The 23819-nt window shown below is 46.5% G+C and carries 34 protein-coding genes and 1 pseudogene; 33 read left to right on the forward strand and 2 right to left on the reverse strand.

Going from position 1 to position 23819, the window contains the following annotated elements:
* Positions 1–15 precede the first annotated feature (15 nt).
* The 3 genes from ABCW45_RS15035 to ABCW45_RS15045 all read left to right on the forward strand — a co-directional run bounded on the left by ABCW45_RS15035 (position 16) and on the right by ABCW45_RS15045 (position 1269).
* Positions 16–354 carry a hypothetical protein gene (locus ABCW45_RS15035; RefSeq protein ID WP_343221094.1) on the forward strand — a complete coding sequence of 113 codons (339 nt, stop codon included), beginning with the start codon at positions 16–18 and terminating at the stop codon, positions 352–354.
* Positions 355–446: 92 nt separating this feature from the next.
* A complete protein-coding gene (locus ABCW45_RS15040; RefSeq protein WP_343221095.1) occupies positions 447–875 on the forward strand; it encodes an MmcQ/YjbR family DNA-binding protein in 429 nt (142 codons plus the stop codon).
* A complete protein-coding gene (locus ABCW45_RS15045) occupies positions 844–1269 on the forward strand; it encodes a hypothetical protein (RefSeq protein ID WP_343221096.1) in 426 nt (141 codons plus the stop codon). The genes ABCW45_RS15040 and ABCW45_RS15045 overlap by 32 nt, the downstream gene beginning before the upstream one ends.
* A gap of 182 nt (positions 1270–1451) precedes the next feature.
* On the opposite strand, the gene ABCW45_RS15050 is transcribed toward ABCW45_RS15045, so the two are convergent.
* Complete coding sequence (locus ABCW45_RS15050; protein WP_343221097.1) at positions 1452–1820, reverse strand: ImmA/IrrE family metallo-endopeptidase; 369 nt, start codon at positions 1818–1820, stop codon at positions 1452–1454.
* Positions 1821–2559: 739 nt separating this feature from the next.
* On the opposite strand from ABCW45_RS15050, the gene ABCW45_RS15055 reads away from it, so the two are divergent.
* Genes ABCW45_RS15055 through ABCW45_RS15090 form a run of 8 tightly spaced genes read left to right on the forward strand, consistent with a single transcriptional unit; the run spans position 2560 to position 6282 of the window.
* The gene (locus ABCW45_RS15055) at positions 2560–3090 is read left to right on the forward strand and encodes a class I SAM-dependent methyltransferase (RefSeq protein ID WP_343221098.1); all 531 of its coding nucleotides are present in this window, start codon (positions 2560–2562) and stop codon (positions 3088–3090) included.
* A gap of 1 nt (position 3091) precedes the next feature.
* On the forward strand, positions 3092–3703 hold the full coding sequence (locus tag ABCW45_RS15060) for a class I SAM-dependent methyltransferase (RefSeq protein WP_343221099.1): 612 nt from the start codon (positions 3092–3094) through the stop codon (positions 3701–3703).
* Between the two features lie 22 nt (positions 3704–3725).
* On the forward strand, positions 3726–4409 hold the full coding sequence (locus tag ABCW45_RS15065; RefSeq protein ID WP_343221100.1) for a class I SAM-dependent methyltransferase: 684 nt from the start codon (positions 3726–3728) through the stop codon (positions 4407–4409).
* An 11-nt stretch (positions 4410–4420) separates the two neighbouring features.
* The gene (locus tag ABCW45_RS15070) at positions 4421–4618 is read left to right on the forward strand and encodes a hypothetical protein (protein ID WP_117567923.1); all 198 of its coding nucleotides are present in this window, start codon (positions 4421–4423) and stop codon (positions 4616–4618) included.
* Positions 4619–4629: 11 nt separating this feature from the next.
* Positions 4630–5472 (forward strand): class I SAM-dependent methyltransferase, encoded by an 843-nt coding sequence (locus tag ABCW45_RS15075; protein WP_343221101.1) that lies wholly within the window; start codon positions 4630–4632, stop codon positions 5470–5472.
* Positions 5469–5801, forward strand: coding sequence for a ketopantoate reductase family protein (locus tag ABCW45_RS15080; RefSeq protein ID WP_343221102.1), 333 nt, complete (start codon positions 5469–5471; stop codon positions 5799–5801). The genes ABCW45_RS15075 and ABCW45_RS15080 overlap by 4 nt, the downstream gene beginning before the upstream one ends.
* 5 nt (positions 5802–5806) lie before the next feature.
* The gene (locus tag ABCW45_RS15085; RefSeq protein ID WP_343221103.1) at positions 5807–6100 is read left to right on the forward strand and encodes a hypothetical protein; all 294 of its coding nucleotides are present in this window, start codon (positions 5807–5809) and stop codon (positions 6098–6100) included.
* Complete coding sequence (locus tag ABCW45_RS15090; RefSeq protein ID WP_343221104.1) at positions 6097–6282, forward strand: hypothetical protein; 186 nt, start codon at positions 6097–6099, stop codon at positions 6280–6282. Before ABCW45_RS15085 ends, ABCW45_RS15090 begins: the two co-directional genes overlap by 4 nt.
* 104 nt (positions 6283–6386) lie before the next feature.
* On the opposite strand, the gene ABCW45_RS15095 is transcribed toward ABCW45_RS15090, so the two are convergent.
* Positions 6387–6824 (reverse strand): MerR family transcriptional regulator, encoded by a 438-nt coding sequence (locus ABCW45_RS15095; protein ID WP_343221105.1) that lies wholly within the window; start codon positions 6822–6824, stop codon positions 6387–6389.
* 106 nt (positions 6825–6930) lie between these two features.
* Between ABCW45_RS15095 and ABCW45_RS15100 the strand changes: the two genes are divergently transcribed.
* From ABCW45_RS15100 to ABCW45_RS15205, 22 genes and pseudogenes are all read left to right on the forward strand, one after another.
* Positions 6931–7470, forward strand: a complete 540-nt coding sequence (locus tag ABCW45_RS15100) for a flavodoxin family protein (protein ID WP_343221106.1) — start codon at positions 6931–6933, stop codon at positions 7468–7470.
* Between the two features lie 3 nt (positions 7471–7473).
* A complete protein-coding gene (locus ABCW45_RS15105) occupies positions 7474–8238 on the forward strand; it encodes a carboxymuconolactone decarboxylase family protein (protein ID WP_343221107.1) in 765 nt (254 codons plus the stop codon).
* Positions 8235–9212: an alpha/beta hydrolase gene (locus tag ABCW45_RS15110; protein WP_343221117.1), complete on the forward strand. Its 978-nt coding sequence runs from the start codon at positions 8235–8237 to the stop codon at positions 9210–9212. Before ABCW45_RS15105 ends, ABCW45_RS15110 begins: the two co-directional genes overlap by 4 nt.
* Before the next feature lie 462 nt (positions 9213–9674).
* Entirely contained in the window at positions 9675–10802 is a 1128-nt protein-coding gene (locus ABCW45_RS15115; protein ID WP_117505048.1) for an aminotransferase, read from the forward strand.
* 17 nt (positions 10803–10819) lie between these two features.
* Complete coding sequence (locus tag ABCW45_RS15120) at positions 10820–11803, forward strand: ornithine cyclodeaminase family protein (RefSeq protein WP_343221108.1); 984 nt, start codon at positions 10820–10822, stop codon at positions 11801–11803.
* Between the two features lie 351 nt (positions 11804–12154).
* A complete protein-coding gene (locus ABCW45_RS15125) occupies positions 12155–13306 on the forward strand; it encodes an AAA family ATPase (protein ID WP_117505044.1) in 1152 nt (383 codons plus the stop codon).
* 12 nt (positions 13307–13318) lie between these two features.
* A complete protein-coding gene (locus ABCW45_RS15130) occupies positions 13319–13837 on the forward strand; it encodes a hypothetical protein (protein ID WP_343221109.1) in 519 nt (172 codons plus the stop codon).
* 203 nt (positions 13838–14040) lie between these two features.
* Complete coding sequence (locus ABCW45_RS15135; protein ID WP_117472610.1) at positions 14041–14634, forward strand: sugar O-acetyltransferase; 594 nt, start codon at positions 14041–14043, stop codon at positions 14632–14634.
* Between the two features lie 218 nt (positions 14635–14852).
* A complete protein-coding gene (locus ABCW45_RS15140) occupies positions 14853–15374 on the forward strand; it encodes a GNAT family N-acetyltransferase (RefSeq protein ID WP_270512437.1) in 522 nt (173 codons plus the stop codon).
* 296 nt (positions 15375–15670) lie between these two features.
* Positions 15671–16042, forward strand: coding sequence for a DUF2500 domain-containing protein (locus ABCW45_RS15145; protein ID WP_015553465.1), 372 nt, complete (start codon positions 15671–15673; stop codon positions 16040–16042).
* Positions 16043–16406: 364 nt separating this feature from the next.
* Positions 16407–16658 carry a helix-turn-helix domain-containing protein gene (locus ABCW45_RS15150; RefSeq protein WP_117485645.1) on the forward strand — a complete coding sequence of 84 codons (252 nt, stop codon included), beginning with the start codon at positions 16407–16409 and terminating at the stop codon, positions 16656–16658.
* A gap of 3 nt (positions 16659–16661) precedes the next feature.
* Complete coding sequence (locus tag ABCW45_RS15155) at positions 16662–17045, forward strand: VOC family protein (protein WP_117485647.1); 384 nt, start codon at positions 16662–16664, stop codon at positions 17043–17045.
* 91 nt (positions 17046–17136) lie between these two features.
* Complete coding sequence (locus ABCW45_RS15160; RefSeq protein WP_343221110.1) at positions 17137–17757, forward strand: TetR/AcrR family transcriptional regulator; 621 nt, start codon at positions 17137–17139, stop codon at positions 17755–17757.
* A 5-nt stretch (positions 17758–17762) separates the two neighbouring features.
* Positions 17763–17957, forward strand: coding sequence for a cysteine-rich KTR domain-containing protein (locus tag ABCW45_RS15165; protein WP_120041782.1), 195 nt, complete (start codon positions 17763–17765; stop codon positions 17955–17957).
* Positions 17958–18043: 86 nt separating this feature from the next.
* Positions 18044–18649 (forward strand): GNAT family N-acetyltransferase, encoded by a 606-nt coding sequence (locus tag ABCW45_RS15170; RefSeq protein ID WP_120041778.1) that lies wholly within the window; start codon positions 18044–18046, stop codon positions 18647–18649.
* 138 nt (positions 18650–18787) lie between these two features.
* Positions 18788–18868 (forward strand): annotated as a pseudogene (locus ABCW45_RS15175) (relaxase); the annotation flags it as partial.
* Between the two features lie 492 nt (positions 18869–19360).
* A complete protein-coding gene (locus ABCW45_RS15180; RefSeq protein WP_343221111.1) occupies positions 19361–19933 on the forward strand; it encodes a DNA-3-methyladenine glycosylase I in 573 nt (190 codons plus the stop codon).
* Positions 19930–20646 carry a DNA/RNA nuclease SfsA gene (gene sfsA / locus ABCW45_RS15185; RefSeq protein WP_343221112.1) on the forward strand — a complete coding sequence of 239 codons (717 nt, stop codon included), beginning with the start codon at positions 19930–19932 and terminating at the stop codon, positions 20644–20646. The genes ABCW45_RS15180 and sfsA overlap by 4 nt, the downstream gene beginning before the upstream one ends.
* Before the next feature lie 133 nt (positions 20647–20779).
* The gene (locus ABCW45_RS15190) at positions 20780–21097 is read left to right on the forward strand and encodes a GNAT family N-acetyltransferase (RefSeq protein ID WP_425518615.1); all 318 of its coding nucleotides are present in this window, start codon (positions 20780–20782) and stop codon (positions 21095–21097) included.
* A gap of 246 nt (positions 21098–21343) precedes the next feature.
* Positions 21344–21718: a TetR/AcrR family transcriptional regulator gene (locus ABCW45_RS15195; RefSeq protein WP_343221113.1), complete on the forward strand. Its 375-nt coding sequence runs from the start codon at positions 21344–21346 to the stop codon at positions 21716–21718.
* Positions 21609–22352, forward strand: coding sequence for a GNAT family N-acetyltransferase (locus ABCW45_RS15200; RefSeq protein WP_343221114.1), 744 nt, complete (start codon positions 21609–21611; stop codon positions 22350–22352). The genes ABCW45_RS15195 and ABCW45_RS15200 overlap by 110 nt, the downstream gene beginning before the upstream one ends.
* Before the next feature lie 446 nt (positions 22353–22798).
* Positions 22799–22960, forward strand: a complete 162-nt coding sequence (locus ABCW45_RS15205; RefSeq protein ID WP_343221115.1) for a type IV pilin protein — start codon at positions 22799–22801, stop codon at positions 22958–22960.
* The last annotated feature ends 859 nt before the right edge of the window (positions 22961–23819 follow it).

Genomic DNA, 23819 nt, shown 5'->3' on the forward strand with positions numbered 1-23819 from the left:
TGATAGGGGAAGAATATGGCGGATTTGCGCAAAAAGGCATCCATGTCGCAGGTCATGGACGATATAAAACCGTATATTACAAAACATTTTATGGCACAATCGACGGTTCATGGACGGGACATTGCTGCAATCTGCCAGATTCTGTTTCCTCGCTGTAAAAACGTGAAGCTACTTCAGGGACTGACTAATAACAAGCCAGATTTCAGAATTCAGGTGAAAGGTTTGTTCGGAACGGAAGAGAAACGGTTTGAAGTGGTTGGCGGTGATAAGAAAAGACCAGCAACCAAAAAGAAATCTGATCTGGGCTGGATTGATCAGCTGGAAGAGATAGATGCTGCGCTCGATGATTTCTGATATCAATGCAGTGCGTAGCGGTATCTGAGGAAAAACTTTGTGCAACAGGTTGTTGCACAAAATCACACATAAAATAGCGGGGAAGCGATGGAATGACACGACAAGAATTATTTACATGGATACGTCAGCAGTACGGCACAGAGCCGGAGTACCCCTGGCATGACTGGAATGCTGTGCTGCGGCACAACGACAATAATAAATGGTATGGTGTAGTTCTGGAGGTATCGGCTGATAAGTTGGGACTGCCGGAGGCAGGCATCATTGATGTCCTTAATGTGAAAAGCGATCCGCTGCTGATCGGCTCTCTTCGCGGGCAGGAAGGCTATTTTCCAGCCTATCACATGAATAAGGAAAAATGGCTCAGTATTCAGCTTGGCAAACCGGAGCTGGATGATGCCATCAAAGACCTGCTTTCTTTGAGTCATGAGCTGACGGCACCGAAAAAGCGCAACCCAAAGTCATCAGCAAAAAATCCGGGAGATTCCGCAAATGGCAAAGAAAAAGAAACTGACGAAGGCTGAGCGAAAGGAAGCACGCCTCCGAAAAGGTAAGCAGTGGCTGCTCACCTATACCGGCTCACCGAAAAAGATGAACAAGCATTATCGGGAACGATTTCATGTGGATGCTGTGACTGCTGCGAAAGATTTGCAGGAGCTTGGAGTCAATTATACACAGGAACAACTCGAACAGATTAAACGGGCTGAAGAACAGCGGCTCCGGCAGCGGAGAATGGAGCGGGAAACGAAAGAGAGGGAACGACTGTCAGAACTGTATGAGGATTGCGATGATCGTTTTGCCTTTATCGCTGGATATACAGATGGCGGTGCACCGTTCGGTGTGATGTGGGAAGAAGTCGGCATTGATCCGGGGCTGCCATTCAAGGAAAAGGTGAGGCTCTATCGCATGCAGATGTGAAATGGATAGTAATTGTAAGAAAGGGAGCCGAAAAGGAGCCGAAAAGGAGCTAAAAAAGGAGCCGAAATAAAAACGATATCGAATACAATGTATGCAAGAAAATCTGGAAATAATTGTGCAAGCACCGCCTGCACAATTCGCAACAAAAAAAGAGGAGTCGGTCAAGGCTCCTCGAAGATACGTTATTTCAAAAAGTTGCTTTTATGTTCCAGTGCGTGTAGATTATAGCCAAGTGTGGCCAGGTGCGCTACCTTCAGCGCAACCAGATTGATGTCGGTGGACATCGCGCTGGCGATCTGCTCGGCTGTGTATCCATATTCATAGATGTAGCGAAGGACTTCATCGCTGTCCATCAAGATCTCCGCTGCTACGATGTTGGCTTCATATTCCGGTTTGGATTTCATGTCGTAGAGCATGAACTCATGAATCGGGGTGGTTTTCGCCATATTCAGGTGAAGCTGGTCATGCCCTAATTCATGTGCGCATACGATGCGCAGCATATTTTCATCCAGGCTGTTATTCAGGAAAATAAAGCGATTTCGCTTAATCACCCGGTACATTCCCATCAAGGAACCAAAATTTTCGCAAAGCATAACATTTATAAGTCATAGCTGTGCTGTGGAGCCGCTGACAGGCGAAGTCTTCCGAATGTCGCATGAGACAGAATTATGGGATACCCATATTCTGTTTTATCGGCATAGGATTTTTTCTTCATCGTCATGCGGCTCCTTTTTTGACCTTCCGTTGGTCCGGTTCTGTACCGGCTGTGCGGAAGGAGAAACGTATGTATTTTGACGCAAAAGAGTTTGGTAAGAGACTTCACGATGTTCGCACTTCCCGTGGCATTACGCAGGAGAAGCTGTCTACGATTGCGAAGAAAATCTAATCGTGCTCTGCGTTTGGAAATGACAAAATAGAGATACTATACCATTGCAAAAAAGAAGTGAGCACGATATAATATGGATAAGAAGGCAAAAGTCACCGCAATGGTGTGAAAATAGATTTTGGCTGTTTCCATAAGGAATAGATCGAGAGACGCTATCCTCAGTGGCTGAAAACACAGATGTGTGATGCTTGCAGCAAGCTATATGTATAAGCCGAAAGGCCGCAGAAATGCGGCTTTTCCTAAATACATGAGTTAGCCGAACCTAACTTATCAATGTGCGCGTGCGTTAGATAAATCTAACCATAAAAGGAGAGACAGCAATGCGAGAATACAAGAATTTCTGGGACAGAAATGCAGGTCTGTATGACTGCTTTATGCGAAAAGACAGGGCAGTATACGAGAAAATGTATGAGCTGATCTGTCCGGTCGTGAAAGACAAAACAGTGCTGGAGGTGGCTACCGGAACGGGACTGATCGCCAAGCACATCGTAAAAGCAGCGGCACACATCGAGGCGACGGATGCCTCTCCGGAAATGATTACAGAGGCCAAACGGGGGAATTACTCTGCGAAGCTGCGTTTTTCCGTGCAGGATATGTTTTCTCTGCCATACGCGAGCAAATCATTCGATGTTGTAATCGTATCAAACGCACTGCACATTGTGCCTCAGCCAGAAAAATCACTGCGAGAGATCAAACGGGTGCTGAAGGATGACGGTGTGCTGATCGCGCCTACCTTTACGCACGCAGAAAACTCATTTCCCGGCAAGGTCAAAGCCTTTTTCATGAATCTGGCAGGCTTTCCTCTCCACAGCAAGTGGACGAGTGAAGAATACCTAAAATTTCTGCAACAGAATGATTGGACAGTGCGAAAAAGTGTTGTTCTAAAGGCCTCTTTTCCGCTGACCTATACGGAATGTGTGAAATCGGAGGTGTGATATGTCCTTCTTTGAAAACACCCGCAAGCCCGTAGGTTTTAGCGGGAAGATCATGGTTGCTATGATGAACTTTGGGCACAGCGCAATGGCAGCGTGGGGATTGCATTTTTTGCAGCCTGTCCCGGATGCCATGGTGCTGGACTGCGGCTGCGGCGGTGGAGCGAACATCAAAACGCTGCTGAAGCTGTGTCCCAAGGGCAAGGTGCAGGGCATCGACTATTCGGCAGTCAGTGTAGAAAAAGCGCGAAAGGTCAATGCCAGAGCCATTGCAGCAGGGCAGTGTACTGTGCAGCAGGCAAGTGTGGCAGAACTGCCGTTTGAAGCGGAGCAGTTTGATGTAGTGACCGCATTTGAAACGGTCTATTTCTGGCCGGAGCTTGCGCAAAATTTCAGAGAGGTCTATCGGGTGCTGAAGCCCGGCGGGACTTTTTTCATCTGTAACGAAGCAAACGGCGAAACAGCAAAAGACGACAGATGGACACAAATTATCAATGGCATGACCATCTACACGGATACTGCACTGAAAGAGTATCTGGAAAAAGCAGGATTTTGTCAGATCCAAAGCCACAAAAATAAAAAGGGCTGGCTTTGCGTTACGGCGCAAAAGCGGTGAAATAGTGTAAGGAGGACGGAGCATGGAACGAAAAGAAGCAATCCGCGGTGCCTATCGGCTGACAGGCGGCAACAATTTTTATGATGGTACGATCACCTGCTCCACCCTGAGCGGGAAAGCGGTGTGCCGTCTTGTGTGGGACATGAACAAGGTGGAAAACGATGCCTATCTGGAAAAGGCACTGTCCGGCATCCCGGAGCATTTTTCTGGCAAGCTGCTGGAGGTGCCGGTGGGCACCGGCATTCTGACCATGCCGCTTTACAAGACGCTGCCAAAAGCGGCCATCACCTGTCTGGATTACTCGGCAGATATGATGGGACAGGCGCAGGAAAAGGCAGACCGCCTGCACCTGAAAAATGTGACCTTCCGGCAGGGCGATGTGGGTGCACTTCCGTATGCGGACGGCGTCTTTGATATTGTTTTGTCGCTGAACGGCTTTCACGCGTTCCCGGACAAGGAGGCCGCTTATCGGGAGGTGTTCTGGGTCTTGAGGCCCGGCGGGACTTTCTGCGGCTGCTTTTATGTGAAGGGCGAGCAGAAGCGGACGGACTGGTTTGTCCGGCACATTTATGAAAAGACGGGGTTCTTCACACCGCCCTACGAGATGGCCTTCAGTTTGAAAAAACGGCTGGAGAAACGGTACGTAACCGTAACACTTGGAACAGTGAAGAGCATGGCATGGTTTGCCTGCCGGAAAGCAGAATAAGGAGAACAGGGATGGTCTTACAAACGATTCTGGAAGGCCTTGGGTTGGGAGTTCTGCTGGTTCTGATCTGCGCTGCGGGCATTCGTAAGGGGGCTGTTGGGATGGTGCATTTTTACAGCCCGGCGGTGCAGCAGCGGTGTGTGAAGCTGGGACTTATAACATACGAGAAAATGGTGCTGGCGGCAATGATGACTATTTTTACTCACTGAGGGAGGAACCTATGAAATACAAAATCGAGAAAAACACCGTGCAGGAGACGTTGATCCTCCCGCTGTATTCACGGAAGCTGTGTACGGAGTTGTATTCGAACCTTTACCGGGACGAAACGGCAGTGCGTCTGATCGACCAGATCGACTACGACTTTTCAGAGGCAGAGAAAAATTCCCGCAGCCTGATGCAGCGTTTCGGTGCGCTGGAGGTCGCCATGCGGCAGAATGACCTTACCTTTGAGGTGCAGGCGTACCTGAAAACGCACCCTTGTGCGGCGGTAGTCAACCTGGGCTGCGGGCTGGATAACACCGGCAAAGCCTGCGACAATGGCAGATGCAAGATCTACAATCTGGACTTCCCGGATGTGATCGCCTTGCGGCAGCAGCTTCTGCCCGCCGGGGAGCGGGAGCAAAACATCCCCTGCGACCTGAAAGACCCCGCATGGTTTGACAAGATCGATGCCTCCGGCGGGGCGGTGTTCTTTGCCTCCGGGGTGTTCTATTACTTCCTGACGGAGCAGGTTCGGGAACTGGTGCAGGGAATGGCGGACGCTTTCCCCGGCGGAGTGCTGGTCTTTGATGCTGCCAACCGTACGGCGGTGAAGATGATCGCCAAAACGTGGCTCAGGACGGCGAAAATCAAGGATGTGGGAGCATATTTCGCGGTTTCGGATGCGAAAAGCGAGCTTTCCCCATGGGACAGCCGTTTGCAAGTATCCAGCAGGGGCTATATGATGGGCTACAACGACCTGAAAGACCCTTCCGTCAGCGGCTTTTTCCGATTTCTCGCCAAGGTCGGGGACAACGGGATGAAAATGCAGATCGTGAAGATCGGATTTGGAGGCAAGCTATGAAAATTCTGGTATATGGTGCAGGCGTTCTGGGGTGCAATCTGGCAAGAAATCTGCTGCGCGCCGGAAAGAATGTCACTCTGCTTGCGCGGGGAAACTGGGCTGCGGAGATCAGGCGGAACGACCTGCGGATCAAGGATAAGTTTTCGCTTTGCACTTCGGTCAGCCGCATTCCGGTGGTGACTGAACTTGCACCGGATGCAATGTACGATGTGATCTTTGTGGTCCTGCGCTATACACAGCTGGATTCCGTTCTGGACACGCTGCGGGCGAACCGGACGAAGAACATCGTTTTTGTGGGGAACAATGTGCAGGCGATACCGCGTACCTGAACCGTGTGCTGGATGCCAACATCGAGGGATACCGCGCCATCCGAGATGCCGGGCACACCATTCTGCCCAAGGAGGATACAGACTTTGAAGGGGAGAAATACCGCAAGACCTGCCTGCGCTTTTTCAAGCTGATGTGTGCCACCTCGCTGGGCAAGCTCTGCGCCTCCGACCATGCCATGAACGCCATCGACGAAATGAGTGCGCTGAACCGGGATCTTAAGAAATTTTTCGATGCGAACGGCGCAGCCTACCCGGTGTGGCAGGCACTGGAAGCGGAAGCCGGGAGGTATCTGCAATGAAATACGCTGGAATGCCCTTTGGAATGTGGGCGCTGTTTGCCGGTTCCTTTCAAAAGCAGCTGACCGCTGTGCTGGGCTATGATGCAGACACTGCAAAAGCCATACAAAGATTCAAAACTACGTGTGGGATGTCCGGCGATTTATCTTGCTCACTAACTTGGTCACTGACTAAGGTTTTCTGACTACCAGTTTACAGAAAACAGAATAGAATCGTCTTCGATGCCTCGTTGGGAAACCAACGGGGTATTTTTTGCTCTGAATCAGACGATACATGGCACAGGAAAGGTTAGCTGTGTGCGTTTTCATATGCTTTTCGGATTCCCTCCGGCAAGCGGTCGGGAATCAGTGTCTTTAGTCTGTCCTCACTGCCGTCTTTGATTGCCTGCTCATAGTACCAGCATTTGAATTTCAGCATATCCAGAGTGCGGTTCATCTGCTCAAGCTCTGTCTCCATGTGCGACCGTTGTTCCTCAAATAGTGCCTTGCGTTGCGGGTAGGTGGACGGCCCTTCTACACACCAATCCATGAACTGCCGGATGTCCTTGATCTCCATGCCGGCTTTTTTCAGACATTCAATGACCCGGAGTGCTTCAATCTCCGTGTCACCGAATTTGCGGATGCCGGATACTCGTTCCATGTTCGGAAACAGCCCCTGCTTATCATAATAGCGCAGCGTGGAGATAGGCAATCCGAACATCTCTGCCACCTGTCCAATTGAATACATAAATCTCCCTCCAAAAATCTTCAAAAAATATCTTGACCTAAAGTTAGGTTTAGGTGATACCATGAGAATACCACAGAGAATATCAAAACGCAAGGAGTGTTCTACGATGAATAAAAAGGTACTGATCATTTCCTCAAGTCCCCGTAAGGGCGGCAACTCCGAAACACTGGCGGCAGCGTTTGCCAAGGGCGCACGGGAGGCAGGCAATCAGGTAGAAACCGTATATCTGCGGGAAAGACAGGTTGGCTTCTGCAAGGGCTGTATCGCCTGCCTGAATCTTGGGCACTGCGTCATCCAGGACGATGCCGTGGAAATTGCCGCCAGAATGCACGATGCAAATGTGCTGGTGTTCGCAACGCCCGTCTACTATTACTGCGTCAGCGGTCAGCTCAAGACGATGCTGGATCGTGCCAACCCATTGTTCGATATGGACTACGCCTTTACGAAAGCTTATCTGCTTGCAACAGCGGCAGAGAACGCACCGGAGACCTTTGCGGGCACAGAGAAAGCCGTGCAGGGCTGGGTGGATTGCTTCCCCCGCTGTGCGCTGGTGGGCACAGTGTTTGCAGGCGGTGTGAACGGCGCGGGTGAGATCGCCGGACATCCTGCACTGGAGCAAGCCTATCAGATGGGCAAGGAGGTGTGAGCCATGGCAGTTAAACAAACGGCAGGCAGAGAGGCTCTGGGGGAATTCGCTCCCAAATTTGCGGAATTGAATGATGATGTGCTGTTCGGGCAGGTGTGGAACCGGGAAGACAAGCTTTCCCTGCGGGACCGCAGCATTGTAACAGTGGTGGCGCTGATGGCACAGGGGCTGACGGATTCGTCTTTTCAGTACCATCTGTCAACTGCAAAGAACAACGGCGTGACCAAAACGGAAATTGCGGAGATCCTGACCCACGCGGCATTTTATGCGGGCTGGCCCAAGGCATGGGCGGCTTTCCGCATGGCAAAGGAGGTATGGGCGGAGGACGATGCTGCCGACGCAAAAGCCAAGCATCAGAATGAAATGGTCTTTCCAATCGGCGCACCCAATGATGGCTTTGCGAAATATTTTATTGGCCAAAGCTATCTCGCACCTCTTTCTACGCAGCAGGTCGGTATTTACAATGTGACCTTTGAACCCGGCTGCCGTAACAACTGGCATATTCATCATGCCAAAAGCGGCGGCGGACAGATTCTCGTCTGCGTGGCCGGACGAGGTTACTATCAGGAATGGGGCAAACCGGCACAGGAGCTGCACCCTGGCGATGCAGTAAATATTCCTGTGGGTGTCAAGCACTGGCACGGTGCTGCGCCGGATAGCTGGTTCTCTCATCTGGCGGTAGAGGTTCCGGGGGACGAAACCTCCAATAAATGGTTGGAAGCCGTGGACAACACAGTATATCTTAAGGCAACAGGCAAGGAGGTCTGAATATGGAAAAACTGAATCTGACACAGGAATGGGACAAGGTGTTCCCGAAAAGCGACAAGGTCAACCACAAAAAAGTGACCTTTCATAACCGCTACGGCGTCACACTGGCGGCGGATATGTATACGCCAAAGAGTGTGGTGGGCAGGCTGCCTGCCATTGCCGTCAGCGGTTCGTTCGGTGCGGTAAAGGAGCAGCCCTCCGGTCTGTATGCGCAGAAAATGGCAGAGCTTGGCTTCTTGACGATTGCCTTTGACCCGTCCTACACCGGAGAGAGCGGCGGTACACCCCGCTATGTCGCTTCGCCGGACATCAACACCGAGGATTTCTGCGCAGCGGTAGACTTCCTCTCCGTGCAGGAGAATACTGACCCGGAGCGCATCGGTATCATCGGTATCTGTGGCTGGGGCGGTATGGCGATCAATGCCGCTGCCATTGATACCCGCATCAAAGCTACCGCGGCCATGACCATGTACGACATGACCCGTGTAACTGCCAACGGATATTTTGATGCTGAGGATTCTGAGCAGGTACGCTTTGAGAAGAAAAAAGCTATGAATGCACAGCGCATCGAGGATTATAAAAGCGGAAGCTATGCGCTGGCGGGTGGTGTGGTCGATCCGCTGCCGGAGGACGCACCGCAGTTTGTAAAGGACTATTACGCCTACTACAAAACGCCACGTGGCTATCACTCCCGCAGCCTGAACTCCAACGGCGGTTGGAATGTGACTTCCTCGCTGTCGTTCCTGAATATGCCGATCTTGCAATACAGCAATGAAATCCGCTCTGCCGTGCTGCTGGTACACGGGGAAAAGGCGCACTCCCGCTATTTCAGCGAAACAGCGTACAGCAAGCTGACCGGCGATAACAAGGAATTGCTCATTATCCCCGGTGCAAATCACACTGACCTTTACGATCAGATGGACATCATTCCGTTTGAAAAGCTCAACGCATTCTTTACGGAGTATTTGAGATAAAGCGGCATATTATGTGTTTTTGCGTAAGCATCTGGAGGAAGGCGTATATCAAGTTTCTGTTGTTTCTGCATCGGATGTACTGAAACGAAATATTTAAGCCGTTGAAGAACCGGAATTTGTCTACGATACGTGTAGGTTTGTCAATGATGTGTTACCCATAAGGAAAAGCATTTAGGAAGTAGTCCGGAGATTTCCGGTTAAGTGGCCGGATAGAAAAATGATTGTAAGTGCGTTCTCGGACGGCAAGTTGCCGTTTGAAGTTTCGGGAAATCGCCTTGACGATGTGCAGCTTGTGTAGTACTATAAAGGTGATTGAATATTGAAACCCTCTCCACCACCGGGTGGAGGCCAAAGGGCACACAGAGTTTTTCCGTAGGTACGGCATGGTTCACCATGTTATAAGGAAAAGCTCTGTGTGCCCTTTTCTTTTTTATCATGTACCATTACAAGGAGGAAAAAGCAATGAAAATCAAGCCGTTTGCCGTAGAAGAATGGATGAACGCCTGGGAGGTCGGCGCAAAGTATAACATCGCTGAAACATGTGTGGACTCCATCAGTATGAACGAGCTATTCGAGCTGACAGGGGAAGATAAGACGGAATTTTTGAATCGTTTGTGCGCACGCCGTCTGAGCTATGGCGATATTGAGGGTTTGCCAGAATTCCGTAAAGGTGTCTGCGGCCTTTACAAAACGCTGAACATTGAAAATATTGTGCCGACCCATGGGGCATCCGGAGCAAACCATCATGTATTCTATTCGCTGATCTCTCCCGGTGATCGTGTAGTGAGCATCATGCCGACATATCAGCAGCTTTATTCCATCCCGGAATCCTATGGAGCAGATGTTCAGATCCTTCATCTGAGTAAGGAAAACAATTATTTGCCGGACTTAGAAAAACTGCGCCGTTTGGTGACACCTAAAACAAAAATGATCTGCATCAATAACCCTAACAATCCTACGGGTGCGCTGATGTCTGAGCAGATGCTCCGGGAGATCGTGGAGATTGCGCGTTCCGCAGATGCCTGGATTTTGTGCGATGAAGTCTATCGTCACCTTTCACAGGAAGATGGCTGGTGTCCTTCCATTGTGGATCTGTATGAAAAGGGCATTTCGGTGAGCAGTATGTCAAAGGTTTTTTCTCTGGCTGGTCTTCGGCTTGGCTGGATTGCAACGCACGATATGAGCGTTGTAAAGAGCTGCCTTTCTCATCGGGATTATAATCTTGTGAGCTGCGGTGTATTCGATGAAATGCTGGCAGCAGCTGCGCTGAAGCACCGCGATAAGCTGCTGGAACGCAGCCGAAAGATCGTCCGGGAGAATTTGCAGATTCTGGACGATTGGGTCGGCAGCGAACCGCACGTCAGCTATGTAAAGCCGAAAGCCGGCACTACGGCATTGGTTTATTATGATCTGGACATTTCTTCCTACGAATTCTGCGAAGAAATGTACAAGAAGACCGGCGCGTTTGTGACTCCCGGTGACTGCTTTGAAGTGCCGCACAGTATGCGCATCGGTTATGCCTACGGAAAGCAGGATCTGATCGATGGCCTCAAGGCCATCAGCGAGTATATCGCAATGAAAACCCGGTAAAAGAAAGGAGAACCCCGATGAATATTCCCTATATTTCCGCAGAAGAAGTTCGAAAAAATCTTTCGATGGAAGATGCGATCCAATGCACAGAGAATGTTTATAAGCTGAAAAGTCAAGACAAAACCGTTGTATGGCCTACCATTTTCTATGAATTCGACCCCGGCCATGCAGATATGGATATTAAATCCGGTTATCTGCCGGAACAGCATATTTTCGGCCACAAGACGGTTGCGTTCATGGAAGCAAATGTGCAAAAAGGCCTGCCGGATCTTGTGGGTCTGATTGCCGTGTTCAGCTCGGAAACCGGTATGCCGCTTGGTCTTGTGGACGGCTCCTCTGTGACCGGAATGCGCACTGGTGCGGCAGGAGCCATTGGTGCAAAATATCTGGCCAGAAAGAATTCCCAGAACGCTTTGATCGTCGGCACCGGCAATCAGGCACCTTTCCAGATTGCTGCGTTGCTGAAGGTGTTTCCCATGCTGGAAACGATCCGGATCGCCAATCCGCATAACGCAGGACATGCTGCTGCATTTGCGTCGAAGATTCGCGCAATGCTGCAAACCGACTTTGCAATTGAGGCAGCCTCGGTAACCTTCGAAGGAGTTTCTGATTTGAAAGAAGCCGTATCCGACAGCGACATTATCATCACAATCACGCCTTCCCACACCCCGCTGATTCAAAAAGAATGGGTCAAACCCGGCACACATTTTTCCTGTATTGGTGCTGATATGGCGGGCAAAGAAGAAATTGATTCCCAAATTTTTGAGGATGCCATTGTTTTTGTGGACGACCTCGAACACTGCAGGAACGCCGGAGAAATTGAGATTCCCTTGAAGCAGGGCACATTGTCTGAAGATCGAATCTGTGGAGAGCTTGGTGATCTCATTCTTGGAAAGGCTGCGGGTCGTAAAAGCGATACCGACATCACGGTGTTTGATTCTACTGGCATGGCACTTTTGGATCTTGCCGTGGCAGATTTCCTGCTCAAGAAAAATATGTGAGAATGGGAAGAAGATGGAGCAACCCTGGGAGGATAAGTGATGAGCAATGTTCTGGAAAATAGCCTTTTGATTCAGGACAAGGTGTAAGGGTGATTTCTAAGAGAAGAAATTCCTTTCAAAAAAGATAAGAAACAGGACATTGGAATTCCGTGCCCTGCTTCTTGTTTATTCGATACGGACGGTAATGTATCATTGATTACGGTTTTCGCCGCATGGAACGGATACTTTTTAGTGTCAAAAACAATTTAGAAAATAAAAACGGAAAATCCGTTGATATTTTCTGACTTGCGGCGTATAATAAGATTACAAGAAAATAAAAACGAAAAAACTGTTTTTAGAGGAGGACTACCTATGAAAATACTCCGCATCACCGCACAAGGACTCCCATTATTCAAAAAAGACTTGGATATTTGCTTTTATACGCAGCAACGTGTTTGCGAAGAGGACAAAGATAGTCTTTACCGTTTGACGGATAACTACTATCTCCACTCTGCCTGTGCTTTCATTGGAATTAACGCATCTGGCAAGACCTCGGTATTAAAGGTCATTAGCTTGGCCTTAAATATTGTGAAAAATGAGCCCATCAATCATGTGGAGGCAAAAAGCATTCTTGGCGGAGCGAAGAATGCTACAATCCGCACATATTTTTATGATAAGCGCAGCTACGTCTGCTGCTTGGAAACTGTAATTGCAGCAAAGAAGTCGAAAACAGGGGAATATATGTATTCGATTCTGTCTGAAAGCCTTTGGGAAAAACCAATTGCAACCGTTAAGTCGAAAAAGTATCTGACAGATTTTACAGGAATGAAGCCTGTAGAGCAGCGCAATAGCGATGAAGCATACCTTTCTGATGATGTCAGCTTTGTCATTGCACATAATAAAAAAGCGAATGATACAGTGGAAATATTCAGCCTGCTTTCCTATACGAATGTGAATGTGCTTCCATTTACCGAAGATATTCCATTGGAGGTAATTGCATTTCTCGATCCAACCATTGAGAAATTGTGCTTTGAACAGACAGAGGGAAAAACATTTATCCACTTGAAGTTTAAGGATGAAGAAGAGATTATCCTGAATAATGCGGCAGACCTTGAGCAGTATCTGTCCTCTGGTACGATTAAGGGCATTATTACATTCTCGATGGTAAAGGAAGTTCTTCATTCAGGTGGTTATCTTCTGGTAGATGAAATAGAGAATCATTTCAACAAGGAAATTGTAACGACCTTAGTGCGCTTCTTTATGGACAGCCGACTGAACAAAAATGGCGGAACGCTTATTTTCACTACGCATTATCCGGAACTGCTGGACGAATATGACCGAAATGACGGAATTTGTATCGTTAGAAACCGTAATGGCATTACAGCAGAAAATTTGAGCTATATATTGAAACGTAATGATATTAAAAAGAGTGATGCTTACCAGAGCGGCTTCCTTGAGGGAACAACGCCAGCATATGAAGCGTATATGCGCTTGAAGAAAAGCTTGGCTGCCTCGATCAATTAAGGAGACAGCAGAATGGAATTAGCAAAATACAAGGCGTGTATATGTGAAGGCTCTGCCGAAGAAGCTATTATCGACATACTGGTTGATAATGATCTTCTGATTTTCAACAGAGAAGAAATGTTGGAAGAATGTGTTATCCGTTGCAGAAGTGCTAAACGATTCGAGGAGCGATACTTACGGAAAGGATTCGATGAGCAGATTTCTGTGATACGGATTTTGGATTCTCGCAGAGAGGAATTTCGATTGAGTAAAGCATATGAGCAGAAAATTGACGTGGTAAATGTCATTACTGCTCCAGAAATTGAAATGCTGATTATTCATGCGGAAGGAGCATATGATCAGTTTAAGCGTTCTGGAAAAAAACCAAGCGAATTTTGTAAAACAAATCTTCGGATGCATGATGTGAAGTCGTATGATTTTGTGAAGCAGTATTTCAGTAACCATCAGCTCTTGGTGAAAGCCATAAAAGAGTATCGCAGAACAGCAAATATCCCCAAAGGAGAATACAGCTTGTCTGATTTGCTGAGATGATCGTCTTTGATGCCTCGTTGGGAAACCAACGGGGTATTTTTTTGCCCCAATCCGGCTGCACAGAGCACTGAAAAAACCAAAACGAACCGTAGGTAGTCCTGCAAGCGGACAAACAAATGAGGGCGGGAAAAGCAGCCTATTACACACCGACAGAGAATGTGGTATAATCCTTGAGAAAACACTGTATGGAAAGGACAAACACGATGAACGCTCTTGATATTATGAAACGCCCTGCCGCCTACGTCAGCGGCTATGAAAACACCCCCACGGAGGAACAGAACCGTGCAAAGCAACTGTGCTGGGAGTACAACCGCACTGCTCCCAACGAACAGGAAAAGCGGCGCAGCATCCTGCAGACCCTGCTGGGCACCTGCTCTCCCATGACAGGCATTCAGCCGGACTTCCACTGTGACTATGGCTTCAACATTCATACTCACGGCTTGGCGGTCATCAACTATAACTGTGTCATTCTGGATACCTCTCCGGTAAACATCGGAGCAGGTGCCTTTATTGCCCCCGGCGTATGCCTTGCCTGCTCCGGTCATGCCATCGACCCGGAGCAGCGCAGCCACGGCATTGGCACCTCAGCACCTATTACGCTGGAGGAAAACGTCTGGATCGGTGCAAATTCCACCGTCTGCGGCGGCGTTACCATCGGGGCAGGCTCGGTTATCGGGGCGGGAAGCGTCGTCACCCATGACATTCCCGCCGGTGTCATCGCTGCGGGGGTGCCCTGCAAGGTGATCCGCCCCATTACCGAAAAAGATAAGTTCAAGCCGGAGGATATTCTGTTCTGAGAAATTTAGATCGGAAACGCTGAAAAAACATACGCACAAGCTCTCCGGGGACATTTTTGGTTTTCGCCATGCTTTCCTGCGGGGAGAAGGCATGGTATACTGGGAACGACAATTCGGAATTGACCGAGCTCTTTGAGCGAGGGATACTTCTTGTCCGAAGGGCAAGAAGGTGGGCGTAAAAAAGATTAGAACAATCGAAATTTGGAGGGAATAAATTCATGGCATTAAAATTAATGAAAGGCAGTTTGCAATACAAAAATCAAATTATAGAAATGATTAAAGAGTGGAAATCGTATAACGATACCCATGACGCAAATACTTCGCCATGGGCTATATTTAAAAATGATTATGATGATTTTGAATATTATCTAAATAATTTAGAAATATCAACTACGGATGATGGATTTGTTCCTGATTCTACTTTCTTTTGCTTAGATGAAGACCGGGATACCATGGTTGGTGCTGTTAATATCAGACATTACTTAAACGAATATTTATTGAAATATGGTGGTCATATTGGAGATGGTATAAGACCAAGTGAAAGAAGAAAAGGTTATGCAACCAAAATGATCAGCTTGGCTTTAGAAGAATGCAAGAAACTTGGTATGGATAAAGTTTTATTGGTTTGTGATAAAGACAACATTGGTTCTGTCAAATCAATTATCAATAATGGCGGAGTATTAGAAAACGAAGTTTTAAAAGAGGGTAAGCTAATACAAAGATATTGGATCATGTTGTAAATGTAAATTCCGATTTGTCGATGCCAAAAGGACAAAACAGTATATCGCGGAGGCGATGGCATGAATAAATTCTACGATTTATTAAAATATATTATCTATGCGAGTTTCTACGTGATTGTGATTAAAACGGGTATGGATTTCTATGAGTATAAGCGCTTTCCGAAACTATACGAACCGAATTCTGCACCGTGGTATACGGAAGCGTTACTGTATTGCGTCGCTTCTTTTGCGGTGATCATCGTATGTTTCGCGCTTAGAGTAATCATAAAGCGAAAGATGAAGAAGGGGTGAGTCATATGTTTATGCTGTTTGAGTTTATGTTTCCAATTATCTTCGTAATAGTTTTCGGCATGATCATCTTTCAGTTTGTGACAGGAATCGGAACATGGCATAAAAACAATCAGTCACCGCGTTTGTCGGTGAGCGCAACTGTAGTTGCAAAGCGAGAAAACGTATCGCATCACAGCCATCCAAATGGAGGTGATCCATCTGGTGCGCATGGGTATCATACGACCTCGAGTACCAGTTACTATGTAACATTTCAGGTGGAGAGCGGTGATCGGATGGAATTGCAGGTTTCCGGTAGGGAGTATGGAATGCTGGCAGAAGGAGACATCGGGAAACTTACTTTTCAGGGGACGAGATATCTATCATTTGAGCGTGTGTGACGGTAGTGTCAAATAATCTATGAAAAACTGAGTCAAATAAAAGGCTCAATTGAACCTGCCGAAACATAGTTATGTGTTTTTGCGTAAGCATCTTGAGGAAAGCGTATATCAGGTTTCTGCTGTTTCTGCATCAGATGTACTGAAACGAAATACAGACTTTTTACGCTGTGCGTTCCTGTTCGGGATAATGTCAAGATGAGCAAATCATTCTCAATTCGATTCTGCCTTATGTTGGCAGGGGCCGCACAGAAAGCATTGCCAGTTTCTTGTTTCACATTGCTTTCATAAAAATAAATGTTCCTCTTGATATTATCATAAATGATAATCTAATATATTCAGAGAATGATGAAGAGGAGAGTATCATATGGAATTGGCAGAGATTGTAATGAACCCTGCTCGGCAGAGGATTTTTCAGTATTTTTTGCTTCATGAAACTGGCACAGATAAGGAAATCAGAAAAGCACTGCCGGATATTCCAATCGCAAGCTTATATCGGCATATAAAGATTCTTGCGGATAGTTCCATCCTCATGGTTGTAGGCGAAAATCGAATCCGCGGTACGGTTGAAAGCGTTTATCAATTAAATGAGGTATATGTTCGGACGTTGTGGAGGTGAGTTATGAAAATAGAACACATTGCTTTATATGTAAAAGATCTGGAAACAGCTCGCAGTTTCTTTGTGAAGTATCTGGGCGCAAAATCAAACGAAGGCTACCATAATCTGAAAACAGGTTTCCGCTCTTATTTTCTGTCATTTGGCGATGGGGCACGGCTTGAAATTATGAACAATCCGGAAATGCTTGATTTTTCAAAGGAATTTGCCCGCACTGGGTATGCGCACATTGCATTCAGCGTAGGCAGCAAAGAAAAAGTAGATGCGTTGACCGCTGAACTGAAAACTGACGGATATGAAGTGGTCAGCGGTCCCAGGACAACCGGAGATGGTTACTATGAAAGTTGTATTATTGCAATCGAAGGCAATCAAATTGAAATTACAGTTTGACTTCAATCTTTTATTCATTAACTCTTGACAAGTAACCATTCGGTAACTATAATGAAGTTACCGAATGGTTACTTTGATAAAGGAGATAGTTATGGCAGAGGGTACAAAGGAACGGATTTTGAGAATCGCGCTGGAATTGTTTGCGCAGAACGGTTATCTGGGGACGTCTATGAATGATATTGCAGGGCAGTTGGGATTTACGAAAGCAGCCTTATATAAGCACTATGCCAGCAAACAGGAAATCCTGGATAAGATCGTGGAGCGAATGAATAAGATGGATTATGAGCGCGCTGAGGCGTATGAAATGCCGGAAACGGAACCAGACGGCTTTGCGGAAGCATATCTGCATATTCCAATTAAAAAAATTCGCACATACAGCCTTGCCCAGTTTGATCATTGGACAAAGGAACCGTTCTCCTCCAATTTCCGTAAAATGCTGACGCTGGAGCAATACCGTGATCCTAAGCTTGCACAGCTTCACCACGATTATCTCGCGGGAGGCCCTTTGGAGTACATGGCGGCCATCTTCCGCAAGCTGGCAGATTCAGATGAGGACGCTATGCAGCTGGCGCTGGAGTTCTATGGGCCGATGTATCTTTTATACAGTGTCTACGACGGTGCCAAGGAAAAAGAAGATGTTTCTTCTTTGCTGGCGACACATATTGATCACTTTATTGCCAAAGCTGAGTCTGATTGCAGAAAGAAGGAATGAACAACATGAAAGATGGAGAAGAAGAAAAACGCTGGGTCTTATGTCCGTGGTGCGGTGCCAAGACGCGCTTGCAGATATTGCGGGAAACGGAATTAGTAACTTTTCCTTTGTTTTGTCCCAAATGCAGGCATGAGAGTATTATCAATGCAAAAAATTTTATCATCGAAACCAAACAGCCAGACGCAAAGACGCAGTGCTGATCGCAAAACGATCATGCGCTGCGTCCTTTTTTGAAAGGAAGGCTGCTATGGAGGCAATTGTTTACACCACCAAAGGAGGATCTACTATGGATGCAATTAAGAATATTATTATTCGTCTGGAAACAAAAGAAGATTACAGAGCTGTCGAAAACCTGACCCGTGAGTCATTCTGGAATGTCTACCGCCCGGGCTGCATGGAGCACTATGTGCTGCACTGTTATCGGAATGACCCGGCATTTGTTTCGGAGCTGGATTTTGTGATGGAACTGGGCGGTGAGCTGATCGGGCAGGTCATCTATGTGCGGTCGGAAATCGACTGTGACGACGGGCGAAAGGTGCCGCTCATGACCTTCGGTCCCATCAGCATCGCACCCGCATACAAGCGGCAGGGCTATGGAAAGCAGCTGCTCGACTATTCCATGGAAAAAGCTAAGGAGATGGGAGCAGGGGCGCTTGCCATTACCGGCAATATAGACTTTTACGGCAAGTCTGGCTTTGTTCCGGCCAAAACTAAGGGCGTGCGCTATGCCGACGACCCGGAGGCGGACTATTTCCTCATCAAAGAACTGAAACCCGGATTTCTGGACGGTGTCTCAGGCACTTACAAAGACCCCGATGGGTATTTTGTCTGTGAGAAAGATCCGGAGGGGTTTGAACAGTTTGAAGCCACTTTCCCGTTTTCGCCAATGTAGAACATCCGTACCCGCCCGGATTTCACGAGATACAAATTGGATGAACGGTCTCCATGCATATATAAAATATTCCCAGTCCGAATCACAAACTCAGTTCCGACTTCCTCAAAAAGTGGATAATATCTGCTCGATAGTATTATGGTAATTACAAGAATCATGCCGCTTCGTGTTGGCAAAGGCTGCACAGAAAGTCGGGTGATCAGTGACATCATTGATTATACGGTTTGTCTGATTTGCCGAGATGAGCTTGGAATGATTTTTGATACATTGGCCGTGACTCAAATGGTCACCAGGAGAGAAATGAATAACAGTTTACAGAAAACAGAATAGAAACATCTTCGATGCCTCGTTGGAAAAACAACGGGGCGTTTTTTACCCCCATCAGGCTGCATAGAGCACTGAAAAAGTCAAAACGAACAGTAGGCAGCCCCACAAGGACAACCAAAGTGCGCCTACGGGGCCAACACGGAATCGGAGAGCTCTTGTTAAACGTACTTTCTTTTGCTATAATATTTTTCAACATAATACGTTGCTTTTGTGCAATATAATGGTATTTATACATCTTTCTTCTGGAAGAAACAGGGCTTGTTATTGAGCGCGCGGAAGAGTGATAAAAAGAAGACAGAGATACTGATCATTGTATAGTGGTTCTGAAAAATGGATCGGAAATTTCATACTGGAATGGTACCACTTGAAAAGTAGGAAGGTGAGATGCGAATGAATTGGGCAGACGGAAAAATGCGGTGCTGCTGGGCAAATCCAAAAAACGAACGGTACATCCGTTATCACGATGAGGAATGGGGCGTTCCGGTGCATGATGACCGGAAGCTTTTTGAAATGCTGATCCTGGAGTGCTTTCAGGCAGGACTGTCCTGGGAATGTGTCCTGAATAAGCGGGATGCGTTTCGCGAAGCCTTTGACGGCTTCGATGTTGAAAAGGTTTGCGTCTACAAGGAGGAAAAGCTGGAAGCCTTGCGGAATGATCCCGGCATCATACGTAACCGCCTGAAAATACAGGCTGCCGTTACCAATGCACAGGCATTCCGTGAAATCCAGAAGGAATATGGCAGCTTTTCAGAGTATCTCTGGCATTGGACGGAGGGCAGCGTGATCCGGGAAACCGGGAAAACAAGTTCGGAATTATCGGATGCAATTTCCAAAGACTTAAAGAAGCATGGCATGAAATTTGTGGGAACCACGGTGGTTTATGCCTACCTGCAGGCCGTCGGCGTGATCTGGTCGCATGAGGATGAATGCTTTTGCAGGCAAGAGGATGAGATATGATGAAACAGAAACCGACAATTATTTATGAGAATACCGTTGCAGGCAGCTTCGTCCGCAGGATCAACCGTTTCACAGCGGAGGTTTTGATCGATGGGGAGACAGAGCTGGTTCATGTGAAAAATACGGGGCGTTTGCGGGAGCTTCTGGTGCCGAAAGCGAAGGTGACGCTGCAGAAGACGTTGAATATGAATCGAAAAACGGCATACGATCTGATCTCTGTATACAAGCCAAAGCTAAAATGGGTGAATATTGACAGTCTGGCACCAAATGCTTTGATGAAGCAGCTGTACATGAGCCTGAATTATGATCTTGTGAAGGCAGAATACACTTACGGAGACTCCAGAATTGATTTTTACATGGAAAAAAATGGAGAAAAATTTCTGACGGAAGTGAAGGGCTGTACGCTGGCGGATGATCTGCATCCGGGCATCGGATTGTTTCCGGACGCACCAACGGAGCGGGGGGTAAAACATTTACACGAGCTGACAAAGGCTGCAAAGGAAGGCTGCCATACAGCAATCGCCTTCGTGATTCAGATGAATGGAATTCATCGGGTGCTGCCGAATGAAACGGCACAGACGGAGTTTAAAAAGGCACTTGTGGAGGCTGCAAAGGCAGGTGTTCAGATCGTCTGTTACAGTTGCCATGTGGAAGCTGACAGTATAAAGATCACGGGTGTAATCGAAGATACCTCAAGATTTGTGAATATGTAGGAAGTGAAAGATTGCTATGATTAGATAGTTATGGAAGGCAGATATAAATAGAGTCGCTGACATATGGTTAAAGACCAATCTGTAAGCACATTCTTTTATTTCAGAACAATACTGGACAAGTAATTATGAACGAGTGAAAGAAATGCTGCCACAGGCAGAAGTTTACGTGTATGAAGATGATAAAATGATTCAGGGATTTTTAGGCGTAAGGGATGAATACATTGAAGGTATTTTTGTTTCTGATAAAATGCAGTCACATGGTATAGGCAAAAATTTGCTGGATTATATCAAGGATAAAAAAGTCAGATTGCAGTTAAACGTATACCAGAAGAATGTCAGGGCAATGTCTTTTTACCAGAGAGAAGGATTTACGATCCAGTCGGAAAGGATGAATGAATTCACCGGCGAAACGGAATATGTAATGAATTGGGAATCAGATTGTGAGGGGTAATCATGTAAATGCGCTTTTTATTGATACAGGGAATAGGATTTTTGGGAACTATTTTGTATCTTATCAGTGTAAAAATAATAAAACACTGTTTCGGGTTCAATTTGTTTCCAGTTTTCCTTTGCCCAACCGTGATCGATAAAAGTACAATGTTTACATTGACTCTTGACAAGTACCAATCAGTAACTGTAATGAAGTTGCCGATTGGTTACTTTGCTGAGGAGAACATTATGACCGAAGGAACGGATTTTGAGGATTGCTCTGGAGGTTTTTGCACAGAACGGTTACTTAGGGACATCTATGAATGATATTGCGGGGCAGATGGGATTTACAAAAGCGGCCCTGTATAAGTACTATTCCAGTAAACAGGGAATTCTTGATAAGATTGTGGAACAGATGAACAGGATGGGCTATGAGCGTGACGCGGAATATGAAATGCCGGAAACGGAACCGGACGGCTTTGCGGAAGCACTAAAATTATGCAATAAACATGGAGAAAGTCAGGTGATGATCGATGAAATATATCCATATAACAAAAGAAAACATCGACAGGGAGCACATCTGCTGTGCCATGTCCGGCAAGCAGGCTCTTGCAAAAAAGGAGTGGCTGAAGAAGCGCTTTGATGAGGGACTTGTCTTTTATCGCAGTGAGGAGCGTGGAAAGTGCTTTATCGAATATATTCCAGCGGAAAACGCATGGGTGCCCATTGAAGCAGGAGGCTGGCTTTATATCAACTGCCTTTGGGTTTCCGGCTCCATGAAGGGACACGGCTATTCCTCAGAACTGCTTTCCGAGTGTATCCGGGACGCGAAAGAACAGGGAAAGAAAGGTATTTGCATTCTGTGCGCCGAGGGACGGAAACGGGAATTTTTAGCTGATCCGAAATTTCTGAAGTATAAAGGCTTTAAAGTCGCAGATATATCTGACTGTGGGATCAACCTCATGTACCTGCCCCTTGCAGAGAATGCGGATCAGCCGAGATTCAAAGATTGTGCCAGACATCCGAAAGTCAGCGAAACGGGCTTTGTCCTCTATTATACCGAACAGTGCCCTTTCACCTATTATTGGGTGCCGAAGGTACAGGAAGCGGCAAAGGAACACGGCATATCGTTTCAAGCATTTCATATTACCGACAAAGAAGCCGCGCAGAATGTACCTGCGCCGGTCACCACCTATGCCCTGTTCCGGGATGGAGAGTTTTTGACTCAGGGCATTCAGTCAGATAAAAAGTTTCTGGCACTGGCGGGCATAAAATGATGACAGATGCGTTTCGTTACGATTGCAAAGAGCATGTATAAGGGGTGGAAAGGGAGGAAAAGAACATCTATGAAAAGAAAAATCATCATTGCGGTGGCAGTCATCGCAGGTATTTTGGTGGCAGTTGCGGTTATCTCAATTTTAGCACAGACGCCGATGCCGATCTGACGAGTGGAAGACAGTCATGAATTTGGAGGCATAAGTATAGGAAAAGGATGTCCTCCAAAATAGGACAGAGGTGCAGGAGATTATAACAACAAGGATTGCTTTATGAGGGAAACAGATCAGGAAGGCTACGTGGATTTTGTGAAAACCGTAAGAATTTTATAGACATTTCTGCAAAAATCTAATATAATTATTCGATGGTTCTGAGAGAAATATGTCGGCTTACGATAATTTGAAATGCGTTTCGATCGGAACAGAAAAAAAGATGGGATTTGAAAGAGATGAATTTATTGAACGTACAGAAAAACAAAAAATGTGGCTTTACACTGGCGGAGCTTTTGATCGTGGTTGCGATCGTGGGGATCCTTGTAGCAATCTCAATTCCAATTTTCAGCGTGCAGCTTCACAAGGCGCGTGTGGCTGCCGATTGGGCAAATCTGTGAGCATACTATTCAGAGATTCAGGCAGATTATATCGCGACCGGGAAGTATAATCCAGAGGTGCCGGCATCAGACAATACAAGTTATAATTATCTTACAGAAATTACATTCCTTGATGGACAAAGGGTCGAACTGAAAGCGGGAAAGATTTTGATTGGGAAATCAAAAGGAGAAAATGGATACGAGATTGTATATTACTGCAATGAATATTTGAGGAACCCCAAAATACCAGACTGGCAAACGCATTATAATAAATGTAGCTTGTCTCTTGGCGCTAATGCATTATAAACAATGATAGAAGCAGATAAATAAAAGGAAGCAGGACAATGGAACTCCCCCCAATGTCCTGTTTTTCTTATGTAACAGCAAATCCTTCCAACGCATTTATAGAAGACCGGGATGATCTTTGCAGACCCAGGTGTGGGCTGTAGTTCATATTATGGATACAGAATAGCAAATGTTGTATGCTTATGGCAAAAAAAATCAATATGTTGATAAAATGCAACAGAGGTGTAATGATAATAAAAAAATGTAAAAAGATATCAAAAAAATAGTAAAAAATGGTTGACTTTTCCATGAGTATTTGTTATTATAATACTCGCCTTGAGCGACAGGGCAAAACTTATTAAGAGTCATTAAGAAAACTTCTTAATCTCTCAAAAAAAAGTTTTAAAAAGTTCTTGACAAACCGGAAACGGTATGATAATATAAACGAGTTGCTGCTGAGAACGAAAGCGACAACGAAACAAAGTTCCTTGAAAACTGAACAGTATGTAAAACCCTGAAAATTCTTATAAAAATGGTCTTTGGTTTAGACCATGAATGAGAACATTCAGAACAAAACCTAACAAAACAGTAGAAC

Origin of the sequence: Pilosibacter fragilis (genome assembly GCF_032490495.1) — a bacterium.
Classification (GTDB): domain Bacteria; phylum Bacillota; class Clostridia; order Lachnospirales; family Lachnospiraceae; genus Pilosibacter; species Pilosibacter fragilis.

What these genes read in the sequence shown, in the direction of transcription:
- ABCW45_RS15035 (WP_343221094.1), top strand. Translation starts at nt 16, where the DNA reads ATGGCGGATTTGCGCAAAAAGGCATCCATGTCGCAGGTCATGGACGAT.
- ABCW45_RS15040 (WP_343221095.1), top strand. Translation starts at nt 447, where the DNA reads ATGACACGACAAGAATTATTTACATGGATACGTCAGCAGTACGGCACA.
- ABCW45_RS15045 (WP_343221096.1), top strand. Translation starts at nt 844, where the DNA reads ATGGCAAAGAAAAAGAAACTGACGAAGGCTGAGCGAAAGGAAGCACGC.
- ABCW45_RS15055 (WP_343221098.1), top strand. Translation starts at nt 2,560, where the DNA reads ATGTATGAGCTGATCTGTCCGGTCGTGAAAGACAAAACAGTGCTGGAG.
- ABCW45_RS15060 (WP_343221099.1), top strand. Translation starts at nt 3,092, where the DNA reads ATGTCCTTCTTTGAAAACACCCGCAAGCCCGTAGGTTTTAGCGGGAAG.
- ABCW45_RS15065 (WP_343221100.1), top strand. Translation starts at nt 3,726, where the DNA reads ATGGAACGAAAAGAAGCAATCCGCGGTGCCTATCGGCTGACAGGCGGC.
- ABCW45_RS15070 (WP_117567923.1), top strand. Translation starts at nt 4,421, where the DNA reads ATGGTCTTACAAACGATTCTGGAAGGCCTTGGGTTGGGAGTTCTGCTG.
- ABCW45_RS15075 (WP_343221101.1), top strand. Translation starts at nt 4,630, where the DNA reads ATGAAATACAAAATCGAGAAAAACACCGTGCAGGAGACGTTGATCCTC.
- ABCW45_RS15080 (WP_343221102.1), top strand. Translation starts at nt 5,469, where the DNA reads ATGAAAATTCTGGTATATGGTGCAGGCGTTCTGGGGTGCAATCTGGCA.
- ABCW45_RS15090 (WP_343221104.1), top strand. Translation starts at nt 6,097, where the DNA reads ATGAAATACGCTGGAATGCCCTTTGGAATGTGGGCGCTGTTTGCCGGT.
- ABCW45_RS15095 (WP_343221105.1), bottom strand. Translation starts at nt 6,824, where the DNA reads ATGTATTCAATTGGACAGGTGGCAGAGATGTTCGGATTGCCTATCTCC.
- ABCW45_RS15100 (WP_343221106.1), top strand. Translation starts at nt 6,931, where the DNA reads ATGAATAAAAAGGTACTGATCATTTCCTCAAGTCCCCGTAAGGGCGGC.
- ABCW45_RS15105 (WP_343221107.1), top strand. Translation starts at nt 7,474, where the DNA reads ATGGCAGTTAAACAAACGGCAGGCAGAGAGGCTCTGGGGGAATTCGCT.
- ABCW45_RS15115 (WP_117505048.1), top strand. Translation starts at nt 9,675, where the DNA reads ATGAAAATCAAGCCGTTTGCCGTAGAAGAATGGATGAACGCCTGGGAG.
- ABCW45_RS15120 (WP_343221108.1), top strand. Translation starts at nt 10,820, where the DNA reads ATGAATATTCCCTATATTTCCGCAGAAGAAGTTCGAAAAAATCTTTCG.
- ABCW45_RS15125 (WP_117505044.1), top strand. Translation starts at nt 12,155, where the DNA reads ATGAAAATACTCCGCATCACCGCACAAGGACTCCCATTATTCAAAAAA.
- ABCW45_RS15130 (WP_343221109.1), top strand. Translation starts at nt 13,319, where the DNA reads ATGGAATTAGCAAAATACAAGGCGTGTATATGTGAAGGCTCTGCCGAA.
- ABCW45_RS15135 (WP_117472610.1), top strand. Translation starts at nt 14,041, where the DNA reads ATGAACGCTCTTGATATTATGAAACGCCCTGCCGCCTACGTCAGCGGC.
- ABCW45_RS15140 (WP_270512437.1), top strand. Translation starts at nt 14,853, where the DNA reads ATGGCATTAAAATTAATGAAAGGCAGTTTGCAATACAAAAATCAAATT.
- ABCW45_RS15145 (WP_015553465.1), top strand. Translation starts at nt 15,671, where the DNA reads ATGTTTATGCTGTTTGAGTTTATGTTTCCAATTATCTTCGTAATAGTT.
- ABCW45_RS15150 (WP_117485645.1), top strand. Translation starts at nt 16,407, where the DNA reads ATGGAATTGGCAGAGATTGTAATGAACCCTGCTCGGCAGAGGATTTTT.
- ABCW45_RS15155 (WP_117485647.1), top strand. Translation starts at nt 16,662, where the DNA reads ATGAAAATAGAACACATTGCTTTATATGTAAAAGATCTGGAAACAGCT.
- ABCW45_RS15160 (WP_343221110.1), top strand. Translation starts at nt 17,137, where the DNA reads ATGGCAGAGGGTACAAAGGAACGGATTTTGAGAATCGCGCTGGAATTG.
- ABCW45_RS15165 (WP_120041782.1), top strand. Translation starts at nt 17,763, where the DNA reads ATGAAAGATGGAGAAGAAGAAAAACGCTGGGTCTTATGTCCGTGGTGC.
- ABCW45_RS15170 (WP_120041778.1), top strand. Translation starts at nt 18,044, where the DNA reads ATGGATGCAATTAAGAATATTATTATTCGTCTGGAAACAAAAGAAGAT.
- ABCW45_RS15180 (WP_343221111.1), top strand. Translation starts at nt 19,361, where the DNA reads ATGCGAATGAATTGGGCAGACGGAAAAATGCGGTGCTGCTGGGCAAAT.
- sfsA (WP_343221112.1), top strand. Translation starts at nt 19,930, where the DNA reads ATGATGAAACAGAAACCGACAATTATTTATGAGAATACCGTTGCAGGC.
- ABCW45_RS15200 (WP_343221114.1), top strand. Translation starts at nt 21,609, where the DNA reads ATGAAATATATCCATATAACAAAAGAAAACATCGACAGGGAGCACATC.
- ABCW45_RS15205 (WP_343221115.1), top strand. Translation starts at nt 22,799, where the DNA reads ATGAATTTATTGAACGTACAGAAAAACAAAAAATGTGGCTTTACACTG.